Genomic DNA, 20,242 nt, shown 5'->3' on the forward strand with positions numbered 1-20,242 from the left:
AGGGTTATCGTAGATCTCACAGATGTCCGCCTTTGGCCGGAAGCGGACGCCCACTACGGTCCATCCCTCTTCGATATGACAACGGCGGCTTACGGCCCTTTGGACTGAAGGCTAGTCATTTTCAGGCGTTGCAACGGATTGTGAACAGGTCACAATCCGCCTAGTATCGAGCTGTGCCAGGGGGCCGAATCCGTTTGAGGGGGTGTAGGTGGCACAGCCAAACTCCCAGGGGGAGCGTCCATCAAATGGTTTGGCGGGAGTAAAGACTATGTCGACAGTGAGTTTTCTTGCTGGTGAATTTTTTCTGCGGAACAGACCCAACGGCGGCACGGCTGTACTGTTGCGGTCGCTTTGGGTGACATCGCTAATTTGCGTGATCGTGCTCCCAATCAAGTCATACTTTGCGGCCGGCACGGAGCTTGTTTTTTCTGCAGCCCAGCTCAAGGTCGAGATTGGGCAAATGATCCCATGGTTCGGCGCCGTCTTTGCCGGTGCGTACGCGGCGTTCTACACCAGGTTCGCAGCACAGTGGGGCTATCTGGCCGCGCTGTACAACCAGCTCATGGCAACTCTTGCTTCCGCACCGTCTGGGAAATTTCCGAACGAAACTCTCATCATTTGGAATGCGGCATTCATAGAGGACGCTCAAGACTTGCATCTTGCACGGAAGTCAATGTTTGCGTCGGTCATCAGAGAGCTGCTGCAGGATCCGCACGTTGTTCGAGTCTTTCTAGCCTCCACCCAGGGTGGCCCAAACCGGCTTCGCGAACTGGAGCGCCAGCTCAATTGCATCGCCGTGGCCCCCGCAGAGTTCGACTTTGGCACGGCACAGTCCAACCAGCGTGTAGTTGAAAATTCTGCGACTTCCCAACCCGAAATGTGATTCGCTCGAGACGAATCCCCTGTAGCGGCTCGGCTGGAGCTTCACGGATTCCTGCTTCTGGCCACTGCGAGACAAGCTAGCCTGAGTCAAGTCTTCTGACGCTGATCGGCCGGGGTCTGCTTATGGCCGAAAGCGGACATGGGCCCAGACCGACCGTAAGGGAAGGTGGCAATGTCCGCTACCGACCCAAAGCGGACATCCGCCTGAGCGCATGCTCTGGACGCTGCTCGGCCAGGTTATTCATCGGCTTGCTAGCCGGAGCTGGGGCGCTCTATGATCTAGCCGCATCAGGGGGAGAGTCCAATATACGGTGCGCTGTGGATAAGTCGTATAATCGGACCCAGGGATCCGGTTATTAGGTAGTTTGGCCCTACAAGGAGAGTTCGATGCTCCCGCTTTTCGATAAGAACTGCGACCTCGTTGGCTGGATCGCGCCGAACGAGCACATCTTTGACACTGACATGGATTGGGTCGCTTACATCGCAAACGGCCACGCATGGTCGTCCGAATCAGGCGATTGGCTTGGTCAAGTACATGCCATCCTGTGTTTAGATCAGGGTGGTCGGCCAGTTGCTTGGAATCCTGGACAAGGTGTGGCTGGTTCTGCCCGCCCAGCAAGGCCCGCACGTGCTGCTCGAGCAGCACGCCCCGCGCGTCCGGCCCGCCCAGCTCGACCTGCGCGTCCAGCTCGGCCAGCCACTCCCGCTGGCGGCTGGTCTCAGTTGTCGTTTTCTGCGTGGCTGGCGCAGTAGCGCCTAATAATTCATTCAAGCCGAACTTGTCCGCTGGCGCGGCCAAGTCGGTTTAAGTCAGGTGTTAGGAGCGCTGTAAGAATTTTCGCTATCATGCAGAGATGAAGTTCAAGAGCAGAAATCTCCGTGAACTCGCCGAGATGATCATCGGCGATGCCGATCACTTTCACTACAGATCGAGCAGCTACATCACACGATTCTTTGAAGAATGCGATCTTGACTTTGTACATGACGGATCAACTCGATGGAGTTGGACGTCCTCAAAACTTGAGGAACTGCTCCAGGAGCCACCGTCAGGCCCCAACTTGTTGCCGGATAGCTTCGTAAAGGTCTTTCAAGTTCTTATGGAGAAATCTGACGCAACGGACGATGATCCTGACCGCTCCAAAGCTCTAAGCGCCCTCAATAAAACATTGCATAGAGAAGGCTACGAGGCCTTCTACGGAGAAAATGGCTTTCTCCATTTCAAACACATCCGTACACAGTCCGTCTCTGCTGCGCCCAATCCGCACCGCCCATTCACCACAGCGGAACTGAAGAAGCGTGACGACTTGTCTAACTACCTAGACAAGTGCTCGGAGGATGAGCTCATTGAGCGCGTACTGCTCCCCCTCTTTCGACAACTCGGCTATCACCGCATATCCGCAGCCGGCCACAAAGACAAAGCACTTGAGTACGGCAAAGATATCTGGATGCGCTACGTTCTACCAACCCAGCATGTTCTTTACTTCGGGTTACAAGCCAAGAAGGGAAAGTTGGACGCATCCGGCATGTCAAGAGCATCAAACGCGAACATCGCGGAGATCCACAATCAAGCCCTAATGATGCTTGGACACGAGATATTCGACCCTGAAACAAGCAAAAAAGTGCTAGTCGATCATGCCTTCATTGTCGCTGGCGGTGAAATTACCAAGCAGGCCAGGAACTGGCTTGGCGGAAAGCTTGACGCCTCTAAGCGGAGCCAGCTGCTTTTTATGGACCGTGAGGACATCTTGAACCTTTACACCGTGAGCAGCCTTCCTCTTCCTGAAGGCGCAATTCCCGTGACACCCTTTATTGATGAGATTCCGTTCTAGTCTCGGCGCACCTAACAATTCATTCAAGCCGAAGTCGCTTCGCTGAGCGAATTAACTCAAGCGTTGGTCGATGTCCTGGACAAGCTCGCGTGGCAGCGTCGTTCCCCCGAGATCAACTCCGCATCGCGCACGGTCCAGTCCAGTGGCGGCGCGTAGCATGCCGCACGAGACAGGCCCACGTAACCGCAAGACCGGCTCAGGGGACGCGCGTGCACCTCGGTGAGGAAACGCACTGCCTCCCGCTTCTGAACCGGCCCTACAGCTTTTTTGCCATCAAGTCCTTCAGCGCTGCGTTGTTCAGCGCCATTTCCGCATACATGCGTTTGAGCCTTGCGTTCTCAGTTTCGAGGTCCTTGACCCGACGATGCTCGGACGCCTCAAGTCCGCCGTACTTGCTCTTCCACTGATAGTACGTCGCCGTGCTTATACCAGCTTGTCGACATAGATCCTTCACCGCAAGCAAGGCATCGCCTTGCTTGAGGATCGTGATGATCTGCGTCTCGGTGAACTTTGATGTGCGCATGCAAATTCCTCGCTGGCTAAAGATGCCAGAAAGTTCTCCTTATCGGGTGTCTGGCTGCAAAGGGAGCTTGCGCAGTCACGGCGGACACATAATGCGATATGCTCAATTATGGACGCACGTAGCCACAAGGGGGCCCTATGGCAAGTCATTTCACAACCGTCAAGTTTCGAAATTACAAGGCTTTCGGATCCTACTCGCTCAGCCTTACCCAGTTCAACATCATGGTAGGCGCAAATAATGCCGGAAAGTCCACGGTCATAGGTGCTTTTCGGATACTTGCAGAGGGTATCCGGAGAGCACATTCGCGCAATGCTGACTACAGCGAGGCTACGGCGACAAAAGGCTGGGGCTATCCAATTAACTTAAGCGACCTGCCAGTCTCCACCGAGAATGTCTTCACGAACTATGATGACTCTGAGCCTGCGATAATTGAGTTCTGGCTATCCAACGGGAACAAGCTTCGACTCGTATTTCCTGAGAACGATGTTTGCGTTCTGTTATGTGAAACAACTGGCAAGGATGTACGGACGCCCACCGACTTTAAGAGAGCATTTGATGCATCAGTGCACTTTGTGCCGGTGCTCGGACCTGTGGAGCACAATGAGACTCTCAACCAAAAGGAGACTGCGCGTCGCGCACTTCTGACTCATAGAGCGTCGCGAAATTTTCGCAACATCTGGTACCACTTCCCAGACGGATTTGAGGTCTTTCGAGATTTAATTCGTCAAACGTGGCCAGGAATGGACATCGACAAACCAGAGTTGAGCAGAAGCAGCGATTCCGCCAAGCTCCACATGTTCTGTCCGGAAGAACGAATGCCACGTGAACTGTACTGGGCCGGATTTGGATTTCAAGTGTGGTGCCAGATGCTTACCTTTATTGCGAAGGCCCCTCCAGAATCGTTACTAATAATCGATGAGCCGGACGTCTATCTGCATTCCGATCTCCAGCGGCAACTAGTCCACCTATTGCGGTCGCATAGCGGCGATGTGCTGATTGCAACACACGCAACTGAGATCATTGCAGAGGCCGATTCTGGGGAGATCCTTGTACTCAATAAGAAATCCAAGAATGCTCAGCGCATAAAGAATCCCTCGCAGCTTCAAGGCCTATTCGGCTCACTTGGCTCGAACTTAAACCCTACGTTGACACAGCTTGCAAAGACCAAACGAGCGCTGTTCGTGGAAGGCGAGGACTTCGCGCTTCTCTCCGCATTTGCGAGGAAATTCAACTGCACTTCACTAGCGAACAGATCCTCCTTCGCAGTAGTTGCTGCAAAGGGGTTCAACCCGTCTCGAGTAAAAGACTTCTCCGACGGAATGGAGGCAACTCTGGGGATTTCGATCAAACGCGGCATCATATTTGATCGGGATTACCGTACCTCCAAGGCAGTTGACGACCTTAGGCTGGCCCTTCAATCTTCGTGTGAGTTTGTTTGGATTCACGACCGAAAGGAGCTGGAGAACTTTCTCCTCGTGCCATCAGCAATTGAGCGCGCGGTGGCTGCACGGATTCTAGACCGCCAAGCTCGGACAGGGAAGAGGACGCACTTTGAAGTAGACGTCGCATCTCAAATTGGCAGACTTGCTGATTGCATGAAGAGCGAGGTCTTTGGCCAGCTTAACTCAGTTGGAGTGAAAGCCCTGATTGATGCGTCGCCGGGCATGGACATATCGACCGCGACCGCAACTCTTCACAAGTCCTTCGAGTCGGATTGGAGTGATTTCGACCGTCGACTTAAGGTGGTCCCAGGAAAGCTTCTTCTATCCCGCTTCAACGAATGGCTACAAAATGGGTACGGCGTGTCTGTAACACCTAGTGCTATCGCTTCTGCAATGCACATCGGCGAGATTCCTGAGGAGATGCGGCGCTTGATTGAAGCTCTGCAAAAATTCTCCAGCAGTTAGATTGCCATGTTCCCGTGTGCTGCGGATCGTAGAACCGAGCAGGAATCCGGCCACTGGCTGGCTAGGGGGTAATTCCAATGATGCGATGGCTAATTCTTGCGGTTGCTCTTCTTCTATCGCTAACTGGATGCAATCAAGCTCGCGTAGATGATCTTGATAGCCAGGTTGCAGACCTTCAAGCAGAGCTGTCTGAATCGCACACTAGACTGGCTCAACTGGAGAGTGAGCTACAGGACGCACGAGGCACGATTGAGGCCGGCCAATCAGCATTGGCAGATGTAGCTTCACAGTCTCGCGAGGTCCAATCAGCATCGTCCGAACTATTGTCGATCGCTAGCCGCTTCGGCTTCGATGATTGGCAGGATGTTGTGCCGGACATCCAAACTGCAGCCGACAATGTCAACTCAGCGGCAGGTGCCTTAGATACAAGCCTGGGCAACGCGGAGATTGCACTGCAATGACGACCAAGACCCGAGCCCGCTTCGAAGGTCGTCAAGTTTAGGGATTAGTCGATGTCCGCTTCTGGCCGGAAGCGGACATTTGCCAAAAACTCTGGCTAGGAGCGGCTATCGAATGTTGGGCTGCCGATCTTGTAGGGGTACCGAAGTGCAGCTTCCGAGTCCAAACCGAGCCTCTAAGCCACATCCCGCCTAGCCGACGCATCCAACGAACTTCATCGTCTGGGTCGCGCTCTTCCGGCATGGCGGCTGTCATGCAGGGGGACGATCAGTGGATTGATTCACGACAGGCCGTGCCACGTGGCGGGCGGAGCGCGAGTGCCGAGAGCTCGGCACGGCTGACGAAGGTGTCCCGGACCAAAGGCTAGATCTGGTAGGGCTCGATGCGTAGCACCAGCCGTAGGCTCGGCGGACGTCGCAGGGAAATGGATCACAGGCTGCCCATGGATATGGTGTTATCCAATGTTTCCGCGGATAGCCATTCCCAAGAACACACCAATGAGCGATGGTCCGACGAACCGCCAGGCCCAGCGGCCCCAATAATCTCGTGCGTTCAATTCCTGCCGGCTTGATTGAGCACTCAACCTAGCGTTTTCCAGGTCTTTGGTGAGGCGCTCAACTTCCAACTGTGCGTCATGCATTGCACGAGTTAGCTCCGACTCAACCAAGCCCACAGGTTGGGGCAAGTCTTTAAGCTGGCTTGTCATCATGGGCTTAGAACGGCCTTCGACGAGGGGTGTGGACCAATCGAACTCGATGCCGTATCGCAAGTAGAACTTGTTCCTCCGCTCCCTTTTTTCTTCGTTGTTATCGGTACCGTCTGAGCGTTCTTTGATGGTGTCTATTTCAACCAACGTGATGCTTGAAACAACTCCCAGCGGTTGAGACTTCGCCCAGGTAACGGCAAGCGTTTGACACCAAGTTCCGAGATGGAAGCCTTGCCAAGCAGGCTCCAGGCGCATCGTTCCGTCGGTGATCTTGTAGACAGGGTCACCGTTGGCATTAGTCCCGACAAGGGAGGCCCCGAAGCTCCCAATACGCTGGAAGCCGACAGTTGTTCCGATGGTCCAAAGTTGGATGCCTAAGCTAGGCTTGGAGCCGCCCAGTACAGTCACACGGGCAAGTACGTGCTGACTTCTGACCTTCTTTCGATCTGTTGCCTTGAGGTGGACCCATGAATCGACAAGTGGGTAATTTTCGATTCGCATGTAGCTCCCGGGCGGTTACAGAAACCATGACGAAACTTCCAGCAGCATACTCCGCCAGAGGCACTGCGCACATGACGCAAGATGCATCTGGCAAGCCGTGGCTGAAATCTTCAGGCGAGCGGTGCTGAGCATGCTGCGCTTATCGTTGCCCTTCATCAAGTCAGGCAACTGCATCTGGACCTTCGGGATAGATTCCGATTCATCAGGCGCGGCTTACGGGCCTAGCGGGCCGGTGGCCTTGCAATGGGGAGGAGCGAGCGACTGACTATCCGTGTAGACACGGTTAATCTCTTGACCTTCAGAACCCGGCCTCACGGGTCTAATGGCTTTGGCTCCACCAAGTCGGTTCCCCAGTAGTGATTGAGTGCGGACTGTAGTGCTTGTGGAAAGTCGAAGGCAGTGGTCTGCGCTTCTGCAATGGTCCGGCGGTTTCGTGTGATGACCCAGTCGTAACGATCCTCTACATGATCTAGGAAAACGTGTATTTCATAGGATGTGGACCCCTTGGCTTCCACCGTTAGCCAGACGCCTCCATCGCCATCTGTACTAAAAAGACGCTTGAACTGTTCGGCCGCTGACCTGTTCATAGCACAAAGTCCACATAGCCGAGTGCAGACAACGCACGAAGGCTGTTCACTTCCGTCGCAAATTTTGTGCTGATGCCATGCAGAACCGCATGGCGATTCAGTCCTCCAAAATCATCAGGAATCTCCCTCGTATTCTTCGAAAAAGGGCTCTCTTCTACATACGGGGCTAGAAAGACCCAGTCCGCGGAGCCGGCCTCTGCTGTCTTAGCGATGGCGCTAATACCCCGATTTGCGTCTTTCGAGAAGAGCTGCCGCCCGTTTCTTCGGTCGTAGACAAGACCATCAGCTTGGATCAGGAAAACAGGGACGCTCAGCGAGTACTTCCCTGCCTTGTGAGCCTCCCAGGCGTCTTGGATGTGCTGGGCACGATCCGGTGCGTTGGCGCACACGCGGGAAACAATGGCGTCACCTTTAGCCTGATAGTAGGCAATCAACGCGGCCTCAGCTTCCGCCTCTTTGCCTGAAGAATACTCCTCATCTAGCTGTGTGACCGACGAAAGATCCATATCGCTATCGATAAACCATCCTTGCTGCACGATGCCGCGGATGCCGTCTCGGAGCATGCAATTCGATGCTTTGATCATGGCGCCCATCCCGCCGATGAAAGAGCGGGCTTCGTTAAGCTGGTCAACAAACGGACGAATCGTATCGCCAATACCGCGAAGCACGGCCGGCAGAGTATGGGAAGCATCCAGGACAGGCCGCATGGCTGCGGTATACCCCTCCCGCAGCCGTGCAGTTTCCTCTGGATTTAGCTTTGCAATGGCGTCGAGGTTGATGCTCTTGCGCAGGCGGGGTAAAGGCTCAGTAGGCATGGTCACGTTCCGATGTGGATGCCCTCAGTCTACGCTAGTTAAGGCAGTCTCAGGCAGGCTTGTGTGTAAAGTTATTGGCTGATTGCGAACCTGCAATGAGGGTGCCGCAGGTTTTGGGGCAGGGCTGGGGTGCCCCAATTGATTCCCTTAACATCCGAAATCCGCCGTAGTTGCTTGGATGGCCTGGTTTTGCGCGAGGGTAAGTAGCTAGGCACTACGCCGTTCAGTAATGCCCTCTGAATTGCCCGCTGATTTTCTCAAGGCAAAGACTTGTCTTCCCAAACGCTTCTTGGAGTGCGCCCGCTGTAGCTTTGAGTCCTATCGACCCTCTAAAACCTCCAGCCCTTAACTTGGAGTGGCTTCGAAGGTCTGTTGGGCCGCTTTGAGAATTAGTTGGTAGGCGCGTACGGAGTGCCAGGGGGGCATGAGCTTGTCTGCCAGCAGCCAAATGGCCTCGGGGCGCATGCGGTGCAGAACGCAGAACTTCGTCCGAATCGTTTTCTGGGGAAAACTCAAGGCCTCGGCGGACCTCATCCGTGATTGAGTCGATACTCTTGCCGGGGACGACTTCCGGCAGCAGAATGAGAAATCCTAGCCCAGGACGTCAGCATGTCTCTTTCGAAGCTTCCACAGCACACGCCGACTGTCAAGGACATCTGGGGTACAGACCCACTTGCCCGTCGTGAATGCGCCGCCACGCTTACGCGCCTAGTTCAAGCCACTACCAAGCCCTACGTCATAGGCATATATGGTCCTTGGGGCAGCGGGAAAACGGTTTTTATGCAACAGCTTCAGCTCGAGCTGGAAGAGGTAAACGTCCCCACCGTTCGGGTGGATGCGTGGAGGACTGACTATCTGGCAGATCCACTCGTAGCCTTGGTAGAGGCTATCAATCAAAGACAGGCAGAAAAGGCGGCCTCTCACGGCGGGAGCTTGACAAAGTCCACTGATGAACTTTTGGAGGCCTCGCTCGCGATATCCCTCCCGCTCGCGGAAATTGGTGTTGCTGCGACTGCCGTCGCCACGCCGCTGCTGGCTGCGACAGGAGCCGCACTGAAGGGGGCGCTGAATGCTGCAAAAGAGGTGGTGTCGCGACGGGTGAAGGCAAGCAGCGATCTGCGCACCGGAATCGAGCATGCACGCGACTATTTGACGGGAAGAGCGCGCCCAGACGTCATTGGCCCGATCGTTAAGCCGTTGGTAGTATTTATCGACGAGCTGGACAGGTGCAGGCCCGACTACGCAGTGCGCATGCTCGAGCGCGTCAAGCACTTCTTTGATGTAAACGGAATCGTCTTCGTTATAGCATCCGACGGAAAGAACCTACCTGCTGCAGTCAACTCCCAATACGGCTCTGGACTCGACAGTGAGGAGTATCTTCGCAAGTTCTTCGACTATGAGTACATGCTACCCGAGCCCAACGCCTTTCAGTTTACAGGCGTGCTGTTTCAATCTTTCGGCTGGGACAAGATCGTGCCTGAAGGTAACATGCTGTTTGATCGGGACTTCGGATCGCGGGAGGAGATCGCTGCATACGTTCATGGCATCCAATCATTTGATCGGCGCTATGACTACTCGGAGGCACTTGATGTCTTCCCCAAGGTTGCGGATTGGCTCGATTTAAAACTGAGGGATCAGGCGCAGGCCTTCACGCTGGTAGACGTATATCTCCGAACACGTGGGCCTGAAGAGATTGCATTCCCTCAGGTCGCCGTATTCCTAGCATGCATGCGTTTCGGACGCGAAAAAAAGTATCGCGAGATCATCAAGCATCCAACATCGCAGTCATTCCTCGGTCAGATGGATTTCGACCTTCGACGCGATAGCGGCCTAAAATTCATGACAGATTGGGTGAATTCTCTCGCAGCATGGAATCCTCCTAATCAGAAAAAGGCATCGGTCATTGTCAATAATGCTATCGAATCCGGAGGTGTTGATGACCCTGAATTGCTTCCCATCCATGCGCGTTTGAAGAAGCTCAGACGAATAGATATTTCCGATGTCACCTCATCCTTTTCAAGGCTTGCCAAGGCATAACAATTTGGCCGCTTGTTAGGTGTCGTGCTTGCTAAAGCTGTCTATGACATCCGTAACACTCATTGATCAATGCGCCAGTAGTGACCAGGGCACATGGGACGTACCGACGCCTAGCACAACTAGAAGTGCAATGACCACAAGTCGGATATCTCGGGATACCAACGCCCAAAGGCGAAATCGATCGTTCCTGAATGCGCAGTAGGGCCTGTGTTCGCCTCTATCATTCGGCCGTAGCGATGGCTTTTTTTCCATCTCATGCCTCCGCCCCGCCAGGGGGAGCTGCCTCGACCGGAGAATTATCCGTGCTTTGGGCCGCAGCAGCTTGCTGATTGAGCTGCTCATGCCAAAACGCTCGGATTGCTTCGATCTCTCCGTATCCTCCTACTTCGATCAGTCGATCAAGAAACCGGCTATAGAGGCCATCCTGCACTTGGTTTCGAGTGCGCATAAGCTCGACCGCCACATTTGGATTGAGTAGAAGAACAAAATGGAGATCCCCAGATGGGCCTGGCTTAGTCATGATGAAGGACAGCTCGCGCAGGCGCTTCATACGTCGTCGCCAAGTATCTACCGCTCGCTCCCCTGAGAACCCGGCTTCTGCGGCAAAAGTCGCAGGGTTCTCAATGGAAATGAGTGGATTATCCGGTGCCCGCGCCCAGAGGCCCAGCAGCGTGTGTCCAGCCGGCTGTCCCTTGCTCTGGTCGTCGATCGCCTGCATGGCGATAGGGAGGGTCCGCGGCACCGTCGTAAATCCGTCGTTCGTTTTGCGTTGCCATAGCCACTGTGGTGGAAAATTGGGGAAGTGAAGGTTGAGCTGCTGTTGAGCTCGCTCCGACATCTTCAGACGCTTGGTTCCCGACTGCTTGTGCGTTGCCATGTCATTTCTCGAATGCGTGCTAATGGTGAACATCATCCGCGACGTGCCTGCCTGGGGCAACGAGTGAGTTCGCGGTATATCTGTAGATCTCAGCGTAACAAGCGGCCCGCCTAGGTGTCCTGGATGTCGGGCGTATAGATCGTACTCGACTATGTGACTTTGCGCTATTCCGCGCATGGCAATGATATTTTGGCCTTTATTTTCAGATATTTACGTAGCTTATGCGGTGCTCGTCGTCATCCTTGTGCTCGTGTCATCGTTGTGCTCGATGTGCTCCTGGGAGTGAGTGGAGAGAGAGGGGCCGCTCGGGAGGGCCAGATTTGTCTGCAAACCAAGGAGCTAATCATCGGACTCTGACAGCACTTGGTCCGAGAGAAGGCCTCGTACGTCCGAATCTTGGAGTCGAGCTTCTACCCAGCCGAATAGATCCTTCTTGATTCTGCTGCCGAACGGTCGACTCTTGCTGTGCCACGCTAGTGCCCCCCGCTTAAGCGCGTGGCTAGCGGGCAGCTGGACCATGGCATTGGCTATCTCCGGCTCTATGGTCAGTTGTTGGGGGAGTGTGCCGAACACGTCCTGGCCCCGGATGGCACTATCCGGCCTCACAGTCTGATCCTGATGGCGACCCGTAGACTATTCGGCTATCGCTTAAATTGGGCGCGCGACTTCGGCTGCTTCCGTCGCCAGTTTGGCGTTCCCGCCGGCGCTACTGCGTGGGCGGGGCGGCTCCGCAGAGACTCCTCGCCGCTGGGCAGCGATAGCAGGAAGCCTGTTGCAATTACATGAATTTCTGTCGCCTACTTTGCTTAGGGCGTATAGCCCTTACGAATCAATGATGTATTTGGCTGCATCGACAAAAATTCCGACCGGTTGATGAAATCTTGTCTCGGACGCCAGCATTTTTGAACGTGCATACTTCCACCCGTCGATCAGCTGCTGGTGCGTTACAAGTTCCACCAGGACTTGGCGGCCGGGCGCTTGCTTGCCCAGCTGATGCAGCGCGCACCACCGCCCTGGTCGTGTGCGCCGCTGGTGCCGGTGCCGCTGCATGGGCGGCGCCTGCGCCAGCGCGGCTACAACCAGGCCGGCGAGCTGTGCCGGTTGCTGCCGATGCCGGTCTGGCAGGGGGTGTACCGACGACGCCACACCGCGCCGCAGTCCGAGCGCAGCGCAGAGGAGCGCCGGGACAATCTCTTTGACGCATTCGGCACGCGCTTGTCGCCACCGACACGGCTGACCGTCGTGGACGATGTGATGACCACCGGCAGCACCGTGATGGAAATCGCCGAGACGTTGCGGCTGGCGGGTGCCAGGGACGTGCGGGCATGGGTGTGCGCACGGGTGCCGTGACGACGGGAGCGATTGACATCGCATGACGGCAGCTGAAGGATGCCCATCCTTCAGCGCGCGGTGCTCGACTGCATCGCCGCAATGGGTGCACGGATGCAAAGACCCTATCACTCTGCCAGGCATTTGATCGATGCTGGAATAATTACGGAGAACTCTGGGTCAAAAGCCGCTCGGCAGGCGTTCCAGGATATCGGGCGGGCTATTCTTACAAAACCGATAAAAACTTTTGACCACGTAATGGTTCAAGGCGGGCAGCCGGTTAAAGGCTTTTATGGGAAAATTAACGGAGAGGACGTTGTTATCTTTGTGGCGAAGGAGCCTCGCGGCAAGATAGCGGCTGGAGATATTGTTACAGCGATCAAGCCATCCCCGCAGCAGATCAAGAATTTCGGACTATGATAACGAAAGGCAGCCTCGGAATATATTGGGCCATTCCAGACCAGTCTGGTCGTGTTGTTTATCAGGAGGAGGTATGCGGAATTATTTTCTACGGGTATTGGAGTTGTGGTTCGATTGGCGAATTTGGCAAGAATAGTGCCTCGTTTGAGGACATATGGAGTGGTCGCGTCGATGTGAGATTCAGGGAGTGGGAGGGGCAAGGTATGAGCAATTTGTCCGCCGAAGTTAAGATAAATTCCTGGCCTGATGAGGACGAGTGGTTGATATGCATTAGGCGATCACTGGAATGGTTTGTTGAGGGGGGCGCAATCATTTCCTGGTGTGGATCGGAACTGAGTAGCCCCTCCTTGGATGTGTTCTCATCAGTGGATAGCTCTGGTTCGGTATATGCCGCATATAGTGAACGTATCGGCTTTGTTTGTGGTTCGGGATTGAATTGTGAGTATCAGGATGTAAGTCCTTCGGAACTTGAACGTTTTAATAGGCTTGTTCTGGGGGCGGTGTAGATCTACTCATATTCTTGCATTTAGGGCGGGGTCGTTAGAGCTGGGTGGATCTATAAGCTCGGATCAGATGCTCCAGAGCTGACAGCAGTATTTGTGAAGTAATTTATATATGAATTTTAGAATCAATGAAGGTGTACGCTTGTTGGAGGATATTCCTTCAGTGGGAATTTATCGTGGCAGTCTCGGGGTGGTAGTTGCCGTACTCTCCGAGCCAGAGGAAGCCTATGAGGTTGAGTTCTGCGATGGGGGCGGCGCAACAATTGCGCAGATTTCACTAAGGTCAGCGCAGTTTGAGGTCATGAGGTGATGAGCCTTGTTCTGCTGACCGATCCCGCGCCAGGATCAATGGCAGTGGCATCAGCCCCACCCGGCTCACCGTCGCTGGCGAAATGGGGCGCCGGGCGACGCGAAGAAGAACGACAGCTGTTGTCTATTGATGAGATCGGAGCAATTTCGTCCATGGCAGCGCCGGCCCACGACGAACCCGCCAACGATCACCGTCATCTCCCCCTTCATCTCGAACGGCTACGATGAACCCGGTTCCGGATCGAAGGAGTGGTCATGAATTCCCCCTTGTCTCCCCTGTTGTCGGCGGTTGGCCGTAGCTGGTGGATCCTCCTGCTGTATGGCCTGGTCGCTCTCGGCTTCGGCATCGTCGCCATCGGCTGGCCATTGTCGGCGGCCATGGCATTGGCCTGGACGCTGGGCGTGATGGCCATCATCGAGGGCGTCATCAGCCTGTTCGCATTGATCAATGGCGGCAGCGGCGCGTCCCGCGGCTGGCTGGCGCTGTACGCCCTCGCCTCGCTGGGCTTCGGCATCCTGGCGGTGATCAATCCGCTGGCCACCGCCAGCGTGCTGGTGCTGTTCCTGGCGGCGTGGCTGCTGGTGGCCGGCATCTATCGCATCGTGTTCGCGATCCGCGTGCGCAAGCAGATCCAGGGCGAATGGTTGCTGATCCTCAGCGGCGTGCTGGCGGTGGTGCTGGGCCTGCTGTTTGCGGCGAATCCATATGCCGGCGTGGCGGTAACTACGCTGTGGATCGGCATCGGCAGCCTGCTGTACGGCCTGCTGCAGGTGCTGGTGGCATTCAAGCTGCGGAAGCTGAAGTGAGGGCTGCGCTTCCGCTGTTGCTGGGCGTGGCCTTGACCCTGGCCGGCTGCATGCCGGGCGCCACGCCCGGTGGCTTGGCAGGGAAGGATCACGTGCCGCGCCCTGGCGTGGATGTGCGCCTGAGCGCGGTGGACGCCTCCGGCAAAGGCAAGCCGGCGCAATGGCAAGGCGAAACCCTGGCCCTGCGCGAGCCGCCGATTGCCGGCAGCACCGACATTGCCGACGTGCGCTACGTGCTGGATGAAGCCAAGCAACCTGGCCTGCAGATCCGCTATCGACCCGAAGCGCACCAGCGCATCCACGATGGCACGGCAGCACTGGTGGGCCAGCGCGCGGCGCTCAGCGTGGACGGCCGCGTGCTGATGGTGGCGACGGTGAAAGGCCCGTTCGGTGAATCGATGATGCTGAGCGGGCTGCCGAGCATTGCCGAGGCACAGGCGTTGGCGAAGCACATCACCGGTCAGTGACGGGCGCGCTAACACCACCGCGTTACGCGCGGAGGTCGACCAAGGTCGACCGCTACCGGGCGAACCGTGCCTCGATCTCCTCCAGCGACTTGCCCTTGGTCTCCGGCAGCCAGAACGCGGCTACCAGGAAAAATACGAAGGTGCACGCCGCCCAGAACACGAACATGCTGGCGTAGCCGTAGTGGCCCACCGTGGGCAGGAAGATGGCGGCGATGGTGGTCGACACGAACTGGTTGATCAGCAGCGCGATGCTCATGCCATTGGAACGGATGCGGTTCGGCATCAGCTCCGACAGTGCCAGCCACACGCACACGCCGGGGCCGACCGCGAAGAACGCGACGAACACCAGGATGCAGGCGGCCACGGCCCAGCCGTGTGCCGGTGGCGGCACCGGGCCGATGCGGGCCTGTTCGACGCGCAGCGGCGCCTGCGCGGCACTGGCGGGGTCGGCGAACGGGTTCAGATGCAACTTGCGGAAGAATGCGCCGATCACGCTGTCCGGCTGTACGGTGCCGGTGCGGTCGATACGCAGTTCGCGATCAATCAGGTTGTCGCTGCGCACGGCGCGCACATTGGTGAAGTCGCCGTAGGCGTACGACACGGTCAGCTGCAGCGGCCGGCCCTCGCTGTCGATGCCAGCACCGAGGCGCTGCCACTGGGCTTCATCCAGCACCAGCTGCAGGCCATCGCCGTTGACCGCCGCCTGCAACTGCGGCTGCACATCAGCGCGACCGCGCTCGGCCTGGAAGAACAGCGTGGCCGCGGCCAGCAGGGCCACGCAGATACCACCGCTGCCGAGCATCAGCAGGAACTTGCGGCCCTTGCGGTCGACCAGCAGCAACGCGACCACGGTCATCACCGCATTCAGCAGCTTGATCGCCACGTCGGCGCCGTTGGCCACTGAACCGGACAGGCCGGCCTGATTGAGGATGTTCACCGCGTAGGCCAGTACCGAGTTGATGCCGGTGGCCTGGGTGCAGGCCAGCACGACGCAGGCGAGCAGGAACGGCACCACGTAGCGGCGGCTGAGCAGTGGATCGCGCTTGCTGTGGCTGCTGCTCGATTCCGGCGCCTGGATCTGCGCAAGGGTGGGCTCCACATCGGCAGCGGGCAGTACGCGCTGCAGGCTGCGGCGGGCTTCATCAATGCGGCCCCGGCGTACCAGCCAGCGTGGCGATTCGGACAGCCAGAAGATGCCCGCGCAGAACAGCAGGCCCGGCGCCAGGCAGGTCCAGAAGATGGTGCGCCAGGCGTGGTCCTTCACCGTGAACAGCTCCTGCGCCTGCTGTGCCAGCGGCAGCGAGCGCACGGTTTCGGCGGCGGCATCCACGGCGTGGGCGTGGTACAGGCCGATCAGGGCTGCCAGCACCAGGCCAACGGTCAGCAGCAGCTGGAACATCGCGGCGCCGCGCCCGCGTCGCTCGGGGCTGAGCACTTCGGCCAGGTACAGCGGAATCACTACACCGATCAAACCGCCACTGATGCCCTGCAGCAGGCGGCCCAGCAGCAGCGGCGTGTAACCGGAGGCCAGCGCCATGATCGGAATCGAGGCGGTGAACAGCAGGCCGGCCAGCAGCATCGCGCCGCGGCGGCCGATCAGGTCGGCGATCATGCCGGCGAACAGCGAGGACAGCACGCTGCCCAGCAGTACCGCGGCCACCACGAAGCCAAGCTGCTGGCTGCTGAGCTGCCAGGCGTGGCTGGCGGTGGCTTCAAGATAGGGCAGGGCGCCGGCGATGATGCCGATGTCGATGCCGTACAGCAGGCCACCGAGGCCGCCGATGAAGAGCAGGTAACGTACGGGCCAGCGCGGAGCGGTGCTTGCAGTCATCGGCAGTTCCTGTGGTAGCGCCGGGCCAGGCCAGGCGGCGGTTCGTCGCAGAGTGCATTCTGTAGAGCCGAGCCATGCTCGGCTGCTTTCCGTTCCGATATCGAGGTTCCCCATGCCGCGCTTCGTGCGGTGAGCCGAGCATGGCTCGGCTCTACAGGGAGCCCGCGCGGCATCCGGGCCGCATCGCTTGCGTCAGGTCAGATCGATCACGCGCCCACCAATGACCACCTGCTGCAGGCGCAGTTCGGCGTCCAGCACCACCAGGTCGGCACGGGCGTCGGGCGCGATGCGGCCGCGATCGCCCAGGCCCAGATAGTCGGCCGGGAAGGTGGAAACGCGCTGCGAGGCATCGGCCAGCTCCAGGCCCACGCGCACCAGGTTGCGCAGCGCCTGGTCCATGGTCAGCGCGCTGCCGGCCAGTGAACCGGTCGCCAGGCGCACGCAGCCGCCGCACTTGTGCACGCGCTGCTCGCCCAGCGCGTACTCGCCGTCGGGCATGCCGGTGGCGGCCGTCGCGTCGGTCACCGCATACAGGCGCGGGATCGCGCGCGCGGCCAGGCGGATCACGCCGGGATGGATGTGCTGCAGGTCGGGAATGATCTCGGCGTACTGTGCATGCGCCAGCGCCGCCGCGGCGATGCCGGGTCGGTAATGGTCGACACCGGTCATGCCATTGAACAGATGGGTGAAGCCGGAGGCGCCGGCCTGCAGCGCAGCCACGCCCTCTTCATAGGTGCCGGCGCTGTGACCGAGCTGCACGCGGATGCCCATCGCCGAAAGCGCGGGAATCAGTGCGGTGTGCTCGCCGATTTCCGGTGCCAGCGTTATCACTCGGATCGGCGCCAGTGCGTGCAGTTGCTGCACCAGCGCCAGCGTCGCCTCGATCGTGCGGTTGGGCTGTGCACCGAGCCGCTGCGGGCTGATGAACGGTCCTTCCAGATGCACGCCGACGATGCGGGCGGCGTCGGCATCGGGCGCCGCCATCGTCGCAGCCACCCCCTGCAGCGCGTGCTCGATCTCATCCAGGCCGGCGGTCATGGTGGTTGCCAGCAGCGTGGTGGTGCCGAAGCGCAGATGGGTGCGCGCGATGGTGCGCGCCACGTCGCCGCCCTGCATCAGGTCCACGCCGGCCGCACCGTGTACATGCAGGTCGATGAAGCCGGGCAGGATGACCGGCAGCTGCAGGTCGTCAGCACCACTTTGGTCATCCACCTGCAGCCGGCGCACGTGTGAATCGAAGTGGACGTGGCCACGCCGCCAACCCAGCGGGGTGAGGATGCGGCCATGCAGGGAACGGGTGTCGCTCATGCGGGAGGCTCGGCAATGATCACCTCGATGCCCAGCCGCTGCAGTCCCTCGCGGGTTGCGTCGTCGATGCCGGCATCGGTGATGATGGTGTGGATCTGATCCAGCAGGGCGATGCGGTGCAGGCTGACGCGCCCGAACTTGGAGGCGTCGGTCAGCACCACGATACGGCGTGCACGCTCGACCATGCGATGGTTGAGGCGGGCTTCGGCTTCGTCATGGGTGGTCAACCCGAACTGCAGGTCCAGGCCATCCACGCCCAGGAACAGCGTGTCGAAGCTGTAGGAGTTGAGGCTGGCTTCGGCCTGGCTGCCCTGCAGCGACAGCGACTGCTGGCGCAGCAGGCCGCCGGTCAGCAGCACGTTGATGCCGGCCGCGTTGGCCAGTTCCCAGGCGATGTTCAGCCCGTTGGTCATCACCGTCACGTCGCGCTGCGTGCGCAGGTGGCGGGCCAGGGTCATCGTGGTCGAGCCGGAGTCGATGATGATGTTGTCACCAGGCCGTACCAGGCGCGCGGCACACGCGCCGATCGATTCCTTCAACGGCAGGTTCAGTGCGTCCTTTTCGTGGATGTCCTGTTCCTGCGGCGGCGTGCGCACCAGGGTGGCGCCGCCGTGGGTGCGGTTGGCCAGGCCCTGCGACTCGAAGTGGGTCAGGTCGGCACGGATGGTCACCGCCGACACGCCGAAACGCTCGACCAGATCGGCCACCTGCACCGAGCCGTGCTCGATCAGCAGCTGCAGGATCTGTTGCCGGCGGGAGCGGGTGTTGCGCATGGCCATTCTCGGTTTCGCGGGGAAAGGTAGAGATTAGCCGTTCGCAGCAACTGCGGCAGCCGAACGTGCGTTCTGCGTGCGGGTTCCGGCCTGGTTGGCGCTGCAGGCGCGCGCGTACTCGCCCAGGCACAGGCCGATGCGGTGCTGCACCAGCGCGGTGGGGGTGTTGGCCAGCGTGCCCTCACGCACGGCGCGGTACTGCTCCGGCAGGTACTGGCTGAGCAGCACCAGTGGCGGCGCGTGCTGTTCCAGGTTGGCGAACAGGGTCTGCACCGCCTGCACCAGCGCGGGCTCGCCCCAGTAGTAACGGCAGCGGTCACTGAAGGAGTAGCTGCGCAGCAGGCGCAGCGCAGTGTCATCGCCCTGGTAGTAGGACTGCCAGTACTTCGGCTGCGCCACCATCACCTCGTCCAGCACCTGCGGCAGGCGCGAGCACTGTGCCGCCGGCAGCAGTTCGGCCTCGATCGCGGCCAGCGCGAACAGCGCTTCGCGGTAGGCGAAGGTGGCCGCGGGCCCGACCTTGAGGATGGCGAAGTGGTCGCGCACCAGCGCGTGCAGGCCGCTCTCGCGCTGGTAGTCGGTGGAGTGCGCTTCGAACACGATGCGTGGCTGCTGTTCGAGGAAATCGGCCAGCGTACTGGCAGCGGCAGCGTCGTACTCGTGCACGCTGCTGTGGTCGAAGTCCACGCCCGGCTGGACCACCATCGCGATCACACGCTGCCACGCATCGCGCAGCTGCGGGGTATCGAAGGCCTGCCGGTGGATGGCCAGGGTCTGCGCGGCGGCGGCCGGCGTGGTCACCTGCAGGCCCTCGGCCAGCGAGGCTTCGCCTCCGGGAATCGGCACTTCGGTACCGATCACGTAGACCGGCGGCGGCAGGCCATGTTCGGCGGCGGTGCGTTCGGCGATTTCGGCCAGCTCGGCCGAGCGCGCAGCGACGATGGCATCGGGCAGCGGCACCGGATCATCGGCGCAGGACATGCTGCAATCCAGATGGATCTTGTGGAAACCGGCGGCGACGTAGGCTTCGATCAGCACGCGCGCGTGGGTCATCGCTTCGGCCGCCGGGCGCTTCTGCCAGGCATTCGGGCCGAGGTGGTCGCCGCCCAGGATCAGCCGCTCGCGCGGGAAGCCTTCTTCATCGGCCAGCGTGCCCACGTAGTCGCGGTATTGCGGCGGGGTCATGCCGGTGTAGCCGCCGAACTGGTCGACCTGGTTGGAGGTGGCCTCGATCAGCAGCACGGTGCCATGCGCCAGGGCGACGTGCATGGCCGCGCGCAGCACCTGCTCGTTGCTGCAGCAGACGCTGTACAGGCCGACGTTAGCGCCGGCGCGGTGGGAAGCAAGCAGGGTCTGCAACGGGGACATGGTC

The 20,242-nt window shown here is 58.9% G+C and carries 16 protein-coding genes and 2 pseudogenes; 10 read left to right on the top strand and 8 right to left on the bottom strand.

What is annotated here, in order from left to right; all coding sequences use genetic code 11:
- The first annotated feature begins 268 nt into the window (after window positions 1-268).
- The 3 genes from ACM0O9_RS14250 (at window position 269) to ACM0O9_RS14260 (ending at window position 2,711) form a co-directional block, all read left to right on the top strand.
- Window positions 269-883, top strand: coding sequence for a hypothetical protein (locus ACM0O9_RS14250; RefSeq protein ID WP_414603663.1), 615 nt, complete (start codon window positions 269-271; stop codon window positions 881-883).
- A 386-nt stretch (window positions 884-1,269) separates the two neighbouring features.
- Entirely contained in the window at window positions 1,270-1,635 is a 366-nt protein-coding gene (locus ACM0O9_RS14255; protein WP_376785717.1) for a 4-fold beta flower protein, read from the top strand.
- A gap of 101 nt (window positions 1,636-1,736) precedes the next feature.
- Complete coding sequence (locus ACM0O9_RS14260) at window positions 1,737-2,711, top strand: PDDEXK family nuclease (RefSeq protein WP_293982432.1); 975 nt, start codon at window positions 1,737-1,739, stop codon at window positions 2,709-2,711.
- A gap of 107 nt (window positions 2,712-2,818) precedes the next feature.
- Here the strand turns inward: ACM0O9_RS14260 and ACM0O9_RS14265 are convergent.
- Window positions 2,819-3,234, bottom strand: a pseudogene (locus tag ACM0O9_RS14265) (transposase); the annotation flags it as partial.
- A gap of 137 nt (window positions 3,235-3,371) precedes the next feature.
- Between ACM0O9_RS14265 and ACM0O9_RS14270 the strand changes: the two are divergent.
- Window positions 3,372-5,141 carry an ATP-dependent nuclease gene (locus ACM0O9_RS14270; RefSeq protein ID WP_312383045.1) on the top strand — a complete coding sequence of 590 codons (1,770 nt, stop codon included), beginning with the start codon at window positions 3,372-3,374 and terminating at the stop codon, window positions 5,139-5,141.
- A gap of 913 nt (window positions 5,142-6,054) precedes the next feature.
- On the opposite strand, the gene ACM0O9_RS14275 is transcribed toward ACM0O9_RS14270, so the two are convergent.
- Together ACM0O9_RS14275 and ACM0O9_RS14280 are read right to left on the bottom strand one after the other, a co-directional pair.
- Window positions 6,055-6,807 carry a hypothetical protein gene (locus tag ACM0O9_RS14275; RefSeq protein ID WP_414603664.1) on the bottom strand — a complete coding sequence of 251 codons (753 nt, stop codon included), beginning with the start codon at window positions 6,805-6,807 and terminating at the stop codon, window positions 6,055-6,057.
- A 583-nt stretch (window positions 6,808-7,390) separates the two neighbouring features.
- On the bottom strand, window positions 7,391-8,209 hold the full coding sequence (locus ACM0O9_RS14280; protein ID WP_414603665.1) for a hypothetical protein: 819 nt from the start codon (window positions 8,207-8,209) through the stop codon (window positions 7,391-7,393).
- Between the two features lie 609 nt (window positions 8,210-8,818).
- On the opposite strand from ACM0O9_RS14280, the gene ACM0O9_RS14285 reads away from it, so the two are divergent.
- The gene (locus ACM0O9_RS14285; protein WP_414603666.1) at window positions 8,819-10,246 is read left to right on the top strand and encodes a KAP family P-loop NTPase fold protein; all 1,428 of its coding nucleotides are present in this window, start codon (window positions 8,819-8,821) and stop codon (window positions 10,244-10,246) included.
- Window positions 10,247-10,499: 253 nt separating this feature from the next.
- Here the strand turns inward: ACM0O9_RS14285 and ACM0O9_RS14290 are convergent, their stop codons facing one another.
- Complete coding sequence (locus ACM0O9_RS14290; protein WP_414603667.1) at window positions 10,500-11,123, bottom strand: hypothetical protein; 624 nt, start codon at window positions 11,121-11,123, stop codon at window positions 10,500-10,502.
- A gap of 915 nt (window positions 11,124-12,038) precedes the next feature.
- Here ACM0O9_RS14290 and ACM0O9_RS14295 point away from each other — a divergent pair.
- The 5 genes and pseudogenes from ACM0O9_RS14295 to ACM0O9_RS14315 form a co-directional block, all read left to right on the top strand.
- A pseudogene (locus tag ACM0O9_RS14295) lies at window positions 12,039-12,473 on the top strand (ComF family protein); the annotation flags it as partial.
- A gap of 39 nt (window positions 12,474-12,512) precedes the next feature.
- Window positions 12,513-12,872 (top strand): hypothetical protein, encoded by a 360-nt coding sequence (locus ACM0O9_RS14300; protein ID WP_414603668.1) that lies wholly within the window; start codon window positions 12,513-12,515, stop codon window positions 12,870-12,872.
- Window positions 12,873-13,487: 615 nt separating this feature from the next.
- Window positions 13,488-13,685, top strand: coding sequence for a DUF4926 domain-containing protein (locus tag ACM0O9_RS14305; RefSeq protein WP_081280504.1), 198 nt, complete (start codon window positions 13,488-13,490; stop codon window positions 13,683-13,685).
- Between the two features lie 254 nt (window positions 13,686-13,939).
- Window positions 13,940-14,491, top strand: coding sequence for an HdeD family acid-resistance protein (locus ACM0O9_RS14310; RefSeq protein WP_049431885.1), 552 nt, complete (start codon window positions 13,940-13,942; stop codon window positions 14,489-14,491).
- Window positions 14,488-14,958: a SecDF P1 head subdomain-containing protein gene (locus ACM0O9_RS14315; protein ID WP_065185868.1), complete on the top strand. Its 471-nt coding sequence runs from the start codon at window positions 14,488-14,490 to the stop codon at window positions 14,956-14,958. Before ACM0O9_RS14310 ends, ACM0O9_RS14315 begins: the two co-directional genes overlap by 4 nt.
- Before the next feature lie 52 nt (window positions 14,959-15,010).
- On the opposite strand, the gene ACM0O9_RS14320 is transcribed toward ACM0O9_RS14315, so the two are convergent.
- From ACM0O9_RS14320 to ACM0O9_RS14335, 4 genes are all read right to left on the bottom strand, one after another.
- The gene (locus ACM0O9_RS14320; RefSeq protein WP_164092994.1) at window positions 15,011-16,789 is read right to left on the bottom strand and encodes an MFS transporter; all 1,779 of its coding nucleotides are present in this window, start codon (window positions 16,787-16,789) and stop codon (window positions 15,011-15,013) included.
- A gap of 192 nt (window positions 16,790-16,981) precedes the next feature.
- Entirely contained in the window at window positions 16,982-18,097 is a 1,116-nt protein-coding gene (gene nagA / locus ACM0O9_RS14325; protein WP_235648999.1) for an N-acetylglucosamine-6-phosphate deacetylase, read from the bottom strand.
- Window positions 18,094-18,870, bottom strand: coding sequence for a DeoR family transcriptional regulator (locus tag ACM0O9_RS14330; protein ID WP_065185936.1), 777 nt, complete (start codon window positions 18,868-18,870; stop codon window positions 18,094-18,096). Before ACM0O9_RS14330 ends, nagA begins: the two co-directional genes overlap by 4 nt.
- Window positions 18,871-18,903: 33 nt before the next feature.
- Window positions 18,904-20,238: a D-tagatose-bisphosphate aldolase, class II, non-catalytic subunit gene (locus tag ACM0O9_RS14335; RefSeq protein WP_065197284.1), complete on the bottom strand. Its 1,335-nt coding sequence runs from the start codon at window positions 20,236-20,238 to the stop codon at window positions 18,904-18,906.
- Between the last annotated feature and the right edge of the window lie 4 nt (window positions 20,239-20,242).

It is taken from the genome of Stenotrophomonas sp. FR012 (assembly GCF_047520565.2).
Classification (GTDB): Bacteria; Pseudomonadota; Gammaproteobacteria; order Xanthomonadales; family Xanthomonadaceae; genus Stenotrophomonas; species Stenotrophomonas sepilia.

What these genes read in the sequence shown, in the direction of transcription:
- ACM0O9_RS14260 (WP_293982432.1), top strand. Translation starts at nt 1,737, where the DNA reads ATGAAGTTCAAGAGCAGAAATCTCCGTGAACTCGCCGAGATGATCATC.
- ACM0O9_RS14255 (WP_376785717.1), top strand. Translation starts at nt 1,270, where the DNA reads ATGCTCCCGCTTTTCGATAAGAACTGCGACCTCGTTGGCTGGATCGCG.
- ACM0O9_RS14300 (WP_414603668.1), top strand. Translation starts at nt 12,513, where the DNA reads ATGCCCATCCTTCAGCGCGCGGTGCTCGACTGCATCGCCGCAATGGGT.
- ACM0O9_RS14330 (WP_065185936.1), bottom strand. Translation starts at nt 18,870, where the DNA reads ATGCGCAACACCCGCTCCCGCCGGCAACAGATCCTGCAGCTGCTGATC.
- ACM0O9_RS14270 (WP_312383045.1), top strand. Translation starts at nt 3,372, where the DNA reads ATGGCAAGTCATTTCACAACCGTCAAGTTTCGAAATTACAAGGCTTTC.
- ACM0O9_RS14305 (WP_081280504.1), top strand. Translation starts at nt 13,488, where the DNA reads ATGAATTTTAGAATCAATGAAGGTGTACGCTTGTTGGAGGATATTCCT.
- ACM0O9_RS14285 (WP_414603666.1), top strand. Translation starts at nt 8,819, where the DNA reads ATGTCTCTTTCGAAGCTTCCACAGCACACGCCGACTGTCAAGGACATC.
- ACM0O9_RS14310 (WP_049431885.1), top strand. Translation starts at nt 13,940, where the DNA reads ATGAATTCCCCCTTGTCTCCCCTGTTGTCGGCGGTTGGCCGTAGCTGG.
- ACM0O9_RS14290 (WP_414603667.1), bottom strand. Translation starts at nt 11,123, where the DNA reads ATGGCAACGCACAAGCAGTCGGGAACCAAGCGTCTGAAGATGTCGGAG.
- ACM0O9_RS14280 (WP_414603665.1), bottom strand. Translation starts at nt 8,209, where the DNA reads ATGCCTACTGAGCCTTTACCCCGCCTGCGCAAGAGCATCAACCTCGAC.
- ACM0O9_RS14275 (WP_414603664.1), bottom strand. Translation starts at nt 6,807, where the DNA reads ATGCGAATCGAAAATTACCCACTTGTCGATTCATGGGTCCACCTCAAG.
- ACM0O9_RS14250 (WP_414603663.1), top strand. Translation starts at nt 269, where the DNA reads ATGTCGACAGTGAGTTTTCTTGCTGGTGAATTTTTTCTGCGGAACAGA.
- ACM0O9_RS14335 (WP_065197284.1), bottom strand. Translation starts at nt 20,238, where the DNA reads ATGTCCCCGTTGCAGACCCTGCTTGCTTCCCACCGCGCCGGCGCTAAC.
- ACM0O9_RS14320 (WP_164092994.1), bottom strand. Translation starts at nt 16,789, where the DNA reads ATGACTGCAAGCACCGCTCCGCGCTGGCCCGTACGTTACCTGCTCTTC.
- nagA (WP_235648999.1), bottom strand. Translation starts at nt 18,097, where the DNA reads ATGAGCGACACCCGTTCCCTGCATGGCCGCATCCTCACCCCGCTGGGT.